Here is a 7,526-nt window from a genome sequence, read left to right as displayed (position 1 = left end):
CGACATTTCGGGCCAGACTTCTGACATGATCGACTTGGACATCTTGAACAATGCCGACTTTGTTGTGACGCTATGCGGCGACGCGGCAGACAAATGCCCGATGACACCGTCTCATGTTAAACGCGATCATTGGGGATTTACCGATCCGGCGAAAGCAGAAGGAACAGATGAAGAAAAATGGACGGTCTTCCAAAACGTCCGTGACGAAATCGGCGAACGGATTCGTCAGTTTGCTGAAACAGGCAAGTAAAAAACTAGCCGTGATCTTAGATCTCGGCTTTCGTTTCCAAAAAACATTAGCATATTCTAATATCATAATGAAGAAGAATCCATCATAAAAAAAAGTTGGAATCTTTAATCCAGCCATGTACTTTTCCACAGGTGTTTGCGGCCGGTGTAGATCCAGACTTGACACGCACGTATTGCTTCTGCGGTCTATTCGTTGGAAAAGAAAGGCTTTGAAATCATTTGCGGCTGTTGTGCCGCAATTCCGTGGCTCTAGGAAGAAAAGATCGGTTATACACAGTTGAAAGAGTTTATCCTATAACCCCTTGGAGGTAATCAACATGCACAAAGTAGTCATTCTTGGAACAGGGCCTGCCGGACTGACAGCAGCAATTTATTTAGCGAGAGCCAACATGAATCCTCTTATTATTGAAGGAGACCAGCCAGGTGGACAATTGACACTGACGACCGAAGTCGAGAACTTTCCCGGTTTCGTCGATGGCGTCATGGGGCCGGAACTGATGGACAATATGCGAAAGCAGGCCGAGCGTTTCGGTGCGGTATTTAAAAGCGGTTGGGTCACGGGAGTCGATGCTTCTCAAAAACCATTCAAATTAGAGGTCAGCGGTTTAGGTGAAGTGGTGACGGAAGCACTTATTCTATCAACCGGCGCTTCGGCCAAGCTTCTGCAGATTCCTGGAGAAACCGAGAATATTGGAACGGGCGTCAGCACCTGCGCTACATGTGACGGATTTTTCTATCGTGGAAAGAAAATCATTGTCGTGGGCGGAGGAGATTCTGCCATGGAAGAAGCGAGCTTTCTGACAAAGTTTGCAGAAGAAGTCGTCATCGTTCATCGCCGCAATGAATTACGCGCGTCTAAAATCATGCAGGATCGTGCAAGACAGAATGAGAAGATTTCATGGAAACTGAACCATACACCGATGGAAGTGATCAGTGACGGAACAAAAGTCACTGGACTGAAAGTGGTGAATAGAGTAACCGGGGCAGAAGATGTCATTGAGACGGATGGTATTTTTGTTGCCATTGGCCATACGCCGAATACGGCTTTTCTGAACGGACAGATCGACACCGATGAAATGGGCTATATTCAAGTGGTGCCTGGTACGACAGAAACGAACATTCCAGGTATTTTTGCTTGCGGCGATGTTCAAGACAAAAGATACCGTCAAGCTATCACTGCGGCGGGAACCGGCTGTATGGCGGCGATGGACACGGAGCGTTTTCTGGAAGGACAAGAAATTGTAGATTGGAGCCAAACTTTGCCATGATAGGAAAAAGCGAAATGACCAATAAATATCAGGAATTGGTAAAAGACCGCATTTTTATTGGCGGCGCAGCTGATGCGAAAGGTGCAGTTGAAGACGAAAAGATTGATGTGGTGATCGACCTGCGTGCAGAAGCAGCAGAAGGTGATTACGATTATGTCCGGGTTCATAGTCCAATTGTGGATGATTCTGACGAACAGCAGGATGAGTCGATTAAGAAAGCGATCGATCAGGTAATGGATGCTTATAACGAAGGCAAGAAAGTGTATTTTCATTGTGCGGGGGGAAGCAACCGGACTGGCACTGTCGCAATTGGTACGCTTTTGGCACTTGGGAAAGCGGATACTGTACAAGAAGCAGAAGCAGAAGCAGAAGCAGAAGCAGAAGCAGAAGCAGAAGCAGAAGCTCAAGCGACTGCGGTGCGCCCAATAATCATGGTGAAACCACAACTCAAAGAATCACTCAAACGCATTTTTTATCAAAACTGACATCGAAGTAATGAGCAGGAGAAGCTGGATGGTTTCTTGTCTCATAAAAACTACTTTGATAGCAGACAAAAAGAGCTCAGTCATGAGCTCTTTTTAGATTGACTATAGCCAGATGAAATATGGGGTTTGGTCTTCCTAACTGAGTGCAATGCCCTGTTTATCATGCCAATCTCTGCAGGTCCGACTAGTCTCACTGATTTAGGGTATAAGGTGTAAAAGGCTGCACAGATTTTGTGATGAATTGCGTATGGACTTAAAGTTCATATAGGGGAGTGCAAGCTGAAGGAGGGGATAATGTGGAAGGATCTATTAAAGCTTTTGTTTTCGATGTCTATGGCACATTGTTTGATGTAACAGCGATTAAAAAAGAGTGTGAGGATCTTTATCCTGGGTATGGCGAAAAGATTAGCCATACCTGGAGATCCAAACAAGTTGAATATTTTATGCTGCGTCAGCTGATGGGGAATTATGCCACGCTGTATTCAATTACTCACCAGGCATTAATATATACCCTGAAAGAAAACGGCTTGAAAAGCAGCGAACAGAACGAGGAACAACTGTTGGAAGCCTATCTCCATCTGCCGCTTTATGCAGAAGTGGAAGAGGTACTCGCTCAGCTGAAGGATAAAAACTTAGTGGTGTTTTCCAACGGTTCCCATAATATGCTTGACCCATTAATCGAGAATGCCGGGTTGGCAGATGTATTTGACCAGGTACTCAGCATCGATGAAATCAAACAGTTTAAGCCGGCACCTGAATCCTATCAGTACGCGCTGGAAAAACTCGGTCTTGAAAGCCGCGAAGTCTTGTTTATGTCATCAAACGGATGGGACGTTTCAGGAGCCAAAAACTTCGGGTTTCAAACGGCTTGGATCAACCGCAAAAACCTACCCGTAGAAGAGCTTGAATTGGAGCCTGATTATATTTTCACGGACCTGAATGGATTATTAAAATGGAAATGAAGATCTGCTCAACGGCAAATGAGGACCAGACAGAAAAAATGAGATAATTCGCAATGCTGATAAAATATTTGTTTCCAAAAAGCCTTCGCCATGCTATTCTATTTATACAACGGAATATACTTTTGACTTCACGTCAAAGGGGAGTAGCTTTAGGGAAACCTATTTCACAATCGTCATTACATGGTTCGTAGCCATCGGTTGTGATAGCAGAAATTTGCTTAGCGAGACCTTTGCCTTTAATTAGGCAAGGGTCTTTTTTGTTGTCAAAAATAGGGGGATGATGGAAGATGGAAGCAATTTTATTGGAGTATGTATGGGTGTTGCTGGTGCTGGTGGCATTGGAAGGCTTGCTCGCTGCGGATAATGCAGTGGTGATGGCAGTCATGGTCAAACATTTGCCGAAAGAGCAGCAGAAAAAAGCTTTGTTTTACGGGTTGGTCGGGGCGTTTGTCTTCCGTTTTGCAGCCTTGTTCATGATCACCTTGCTGGTTGATGTATGGCAGATTCAGGCTTTGGGAGCCGCTTACTTATTGTTTATTGCCTTCAAGCACATTTACGATCAGCGAAAAGGAAAAGAACATTCAATCGAACCGGAAGAAACAAAAGGCTCCGGGTTCTGGATGACTGTCCTGAAGGTTGAGCTGGCGGATATCGCCTTTGCTGTCGATTCAATGCTGGCTGCAGTTGCTTTAGCGATGACATTGCCACACCTGGGCAATGTGGAAATTGGAGGAATTAATGGCGGGCAATTCGGTGTCATGCTTGCCGGTGGATTGGTCGGTATCATCATTATGCGTTTTGCCGCCCATAAATTCGTCAAGCTGCTGGCAGACTATCCGCAATTGGAAACGACAGCCTTTGTTATTGTTGGCTGGGTAGGCGTCAAATTGACAGTCCTCACCTTATCGCACGAAAAGCTTGGTTTCCTGCCATACGACTTTGCCCACTCAACAGAGTGGAAGCTGATTTTCTGGGCAGTGTTACTGGGAATTGTTTTGGCAGGTGCCGTGATCAGCATTAAGAAGAAAAGAGAACTGGAAGCGTAAGCATTTGCCAACAAATCGTCGGAAGTCGATAATATAAACAAAGGAAGGTCAAATGCTTACAGGCATTTGGCCTTCCTTTGTTTGTTAGCAGTATTTTCTTGTATCCGCATTATGACTAATTATCAATGTTTTATTCACACCAGCCTTCCCATTTTAGTTCCTTTATGGGAAGGTTGGTGTTAAAATATGTATAAGATTAATCCGCACTCAATCCCTATAAGAATAATTTTAACCTGGGTGATTACAGAGGATTTTCCAAGAAATTCAGCATAAAAGTGAAAGGCCTGCTAATAGTTTTTCTCCTTGGGAGTCTCTGCTGATTTGCTCTATAGCCTTTATGATTACAGTGGTAAAACATAAGCTTGCTTCGCCAAGCGCAAAGCGGCCGAAGTGATGGATAAGAGCTGGTTTCTTTAGTTCAACTTATATAAGCATGATAGAATACAAGAAATTAACAATCAGAAAGGGGATACATTAATTGATCTACACTGGTGAAAGAGTCATTCCTGAACTTATGAATCCCTTGAACGGATTATTGCTTGAGCACATCGCACGTTATCAGTTTGCCATCGATTATGCAGGTGGCCGGATATTGGACATTGCTTGCGGAGCAGGATACGGTTCACAACTTATTGCAAAAGCGAAGCATAAAGAACTAACAGAAGTTATAGCAGTAGATTCAGAAATGGAAGCAATCAAATATGCAAAGCATCGATACTACCATCCCAAAGTCACTTTTCTTCAAGAAAATGCCTTAAATCCTCTCCTCTCTCAAAAATTGGGCACATTCGATGCCATTATTTCCTTTGAAACATTAGAGCATTTAGAAGATGAACAGCAATTTATGGACTCGTTATATGAAATGCTGAAGCCAGGTGGAATGCTTATTCTTTCCACGCCTTTCGGTTTAGGCAGAGGAAAGCCTTGCGGTTCTCCTTTCCATCTACATCAATTGAGCTGGGATGAATTCCACAGCTTATTCGAACGCTATTCAGAACAAAGTTTTTATTACCAAAGAGGCGTTTTAATTGAACCAAAGCGAAATGATATTCATTATCCAATCGGAATAGCAGTATGCCGAAAATAATAGCGATGGAGGGATAGATAATGGCCTTACGCCTGATTTGTAGTTCTTGCGATGGTCGGGGATACCACAAACACTTTATCTTGTTTAAAAGAACTTGTGATTTGTGTAGTGGAACAGGGCGCTTTATAGAGAAAAAATTTAATGTAATAGAGCCTAGAAAAAAATTAAATAAAAAATTTTTTTAATAGATGTGTAAACTACCTTCAGGGTTTCATTCTCAATTCAGAAAAACATTAGCTTAATAATGCCGTTTTTTATAAGGAGGCAGGTTCTGTGTTAGATGAATTAGCATTAGCCATTTTAAGAAAACAAGTAGTTTTATTTGTAGGTTCTGGGGTATCTAAAAATATCGGCCTTCCGGATTATTCAGAACTGATTAACCAGATGGCAGCAAAACTGGGATATGATGCAGAAGCTTTCAATAAATGGGGAAATAGCGATTTTTTGATTTTGGCAGAGTATTATTATTTGAAGAAAGGTTCATTAGGAGAACTGAGAAGCTGGATGGATCGTGTTTGGCACAATCCAAGTTTTAACATCGCTAACTCAGCCATTTATCGAGAAATCATTAAATTAGATTTTCCGGTTATCTATACAACGAATTTCGATCGATGGCTTGAATATGCATATGATCATTACGGAAAAGAATATACGAAAATTACAAATGTTGCTGATATGACTTTAACTGAAAACAATAAAACACAAATCATTAAGTTTCATGGAGATTTTGACGATGATTCTTCTATTGTTTTGACGGAATCCAGTTATTTCAATAGACTTGACTTTGAAACCTCACTGGATATAAAATTACGATCGGATTCGTTGGAGAAATCCATCTTGTTTATTGGATACAGCCTTTCTGATATCAATATACGCTATATGCTTTACAAACTACATCATCAATGGAAAGCTTCAAAATACGAGCATCTTAGGCCAAAATCGTATATTTTCTTAACTGATCCTAATCCAGTAAGAGAAGCTATATTAAATGAGAGAGGTATTATTCCCATCGTCTATCAAAACGATGATCCCGGAAAAGCATTGACTAATTTTCTGACTGATTTAAATAATGCGGTTAAAAGGTAGGTTTCTGGCTTCACTTCAACTCTCTATTGTATGAGGCACAAAAAAGCAGGTTGCCCTGAAACTCTCAGGCAGCCTGCTTTTGTACTGTAATAATATCTTTAGCTAAGAATTTAAATACTTCAACCTCAATTCATGCCGTAAAGAATTACAAAGTTGCTGCATTTATCGATGTAGAGAAACGCTGAAAGCAGACTGCCAAAAATTATAGAATGCTTCCATGACCGTGATATATGACACCTGTACTTGCATCCATTGTGATGTCATAGTTGTTCTTAATAAGTGAAGTCGCTTCTTTGATACCAACAATGACCGGGATGCCAAGACTGACCCCGACAACTGCGGCATGGCTGGTCAATCCGCCTTCTTCGGTGATGATTCCGGCACATTTGTTGATGGCCGGCATCATATCGCGGTCTGTTCCGATCGTTACGATGATTTTGCCAGTCATATCAATAGAAGAACATTCTTCTGCATTCTTTACTACTGCTGTTTCACCAAAAACAACGTCTTTGCCGAGACCCTGGCCCTTTGCCAGAATATCCCCAATTATATGGATTTTCATCAAGTTAGTCGTTCCGGCTTGTCCAACTGGAACACCCGCTGTAATGATAACAAGATCACTGTATTGAACATATTGATGAAGTAAGCTTTCATGTACAGCATTATCGAGCACTTCATCTGTTGATGTGACTTTTTTGCCTACAATCGGCTGAACGCCCCAAACCAGGGACAGCTTGCGTGCTGGTCTATCGGAAGAGGTGACCGCAATAATCGGAGCTTCTGGACGGTATTTGGAAATCATCTTGGCGGTTGTGCCGCTTTCCGTCGGTGCGATGATGGCTCGAACTTTTAAGTTCAACGCGGTATAGGCAACGGCCTGGCCGATTGCTTCCGTCATGTTGGGCTGTTTTTCTTTCCGTCGGTGATCCACGAGCCTCTTGTAGTTTAATGCGGCTTCTGTCGTTTCAGCGATGCGGTGCATCGTTTCAACCGATTCGACTGGATACAGACCGGCTGCTGTTTCACCCGATAGCATGATGGCGTCCGTACCGTCGAAAATCGCATTGGCGACATCGCTTGCTTCTGCGCGTGTCGGACGCGGATTGCGTTGCATCGAGTCCAGCATCTGGGTCGCGGTAATGACCGGTTTGCCGGCACTGTTGCATTTATCGATCAACGATTTCTGAACCAAGGGCACTTCTTCCGGTGGAATTTCCACGCCCAGGTCGCCACGTGCGACCATCAAGCCATCAGAAACCATGATGATTTCATCAATATTGTCTACGCCTTCTTGGTTCTCGATTTTTGGAATGATTTGGATGTGCGCGCCATTGTTCTTTTCA

General features: G+C 42.9%; 8 protein-coding genes. 7 read left to right on the top strand and 1 reads right to left on the bottom strand.

Annotated elements, in window-relative coordinates; genetic code table 11:
• The 7 genes from J7I83_RS16220 to J7I83_RS16190 all read left to right on the top strand — a co-directional run.
• Positions 1-250, top strand: a 250-nt coding sequence (locus J7I83_RS16220) for a low molecular weight phosphatase family protein (protein ID WP_483313466.1), incomplete at its 5' end; no start/stop codon positions are given.
• A gap of 316 nt (positions 251-566) precedes the next feature.
• Positions 567-1,517 (top strand): thioredoxin-disulfide reductase, encoded by a 951-nt coding sequence (trxB, locus tag J7I83_RS16215; RefSeq protein ID WP_215102436.1) that lies wholly within the window; start codon positions 567-569, stop codon positions 1,515-1,517.
• 14 nt (positions 1,518-1,531) lie between these two features.
• Positions 1,532-2,002 carry a dual specificity protein phosphatase family protein gene (locus tag J7I83_RS16210; protein ID WP_215102434.1) on the top strand — a complete coding sequence of 157 codons (471 nt, stop codon included), beginning with the start codon at positions 1,532-1,534 and terminating at the stop codon, positions 2,000-2,002.
• A 296-nt stretch (positions 2,003-2,298) separates the two neighbouring features.
• Entirely contained in the window at positions 2,299-2,964 is a 666-nt protein-coding gene (locus tag J7I83_RS16205; protein ID WP_215102432.1) for a haloacid dehalogenase type II, read from the top strand.
• Positions 2,965-3,251: 287 nt separating this feature from the next.
• Complete coding sequence (locus tag J7I83_RS16200; protein WP_215102430.1) at positions 3,252-4,010, top strand: TerC family protein; 759 nt, start codon at positions 3,252-3,254, stop codon at positions 4,008-4,010.
• Positions 4,011-4,524: 514 nt separating this feature from the next.
• On the top strand, positions 4,525-5,097 hold the full coding sequence (locus tag J7I83_RS16195) for a class I SAM-dependent methyltransferase (protein WP_353048301.1): 573 nt from the start codon (positions 4,525-4,527) through the stop codon (positions 5,095-5,097).
• Positions 5,098-5,370: 273 nt separating this feature from the next.
• Positions 5,371-6,183 carry an SIR2 family protein gene (locus tag J7I83_RS16190; protein ID WP_215102426.1) on the top strand — a complete coding sequence of 271 codons (813 nt, stop codon included), beginning with the start codon at positions 5,371-5,373 and terminating at the stop codon, positions 6,181-6,183.
• Between the two features lie 202 nt (positions 6,184-6,385).
• Here the strand turns inward: J7I83_RS16190 and pyk are convergent.
• Positions 6,386-7,526: pyruvate kinase (gene pyk, locus J7I83_RS16185; protein WP_215102424.1), on the bottom strand; the 1,141-nt coding region annotated here is incomplete at its 5' end.

Source organism: Planococcus sp. ISL-110 (genome assembly GCF_018613575.1).
Lineage (GTDB): Bacteria > Bacillota > Bacilli > Bacillales_A > Planococcaceae > Planococcus.
The sequence above is the reverse complement of the archived record's forward strand: the minus strand, read 5'-3'. Positions and strand labels throughout refer to the sequence as shown.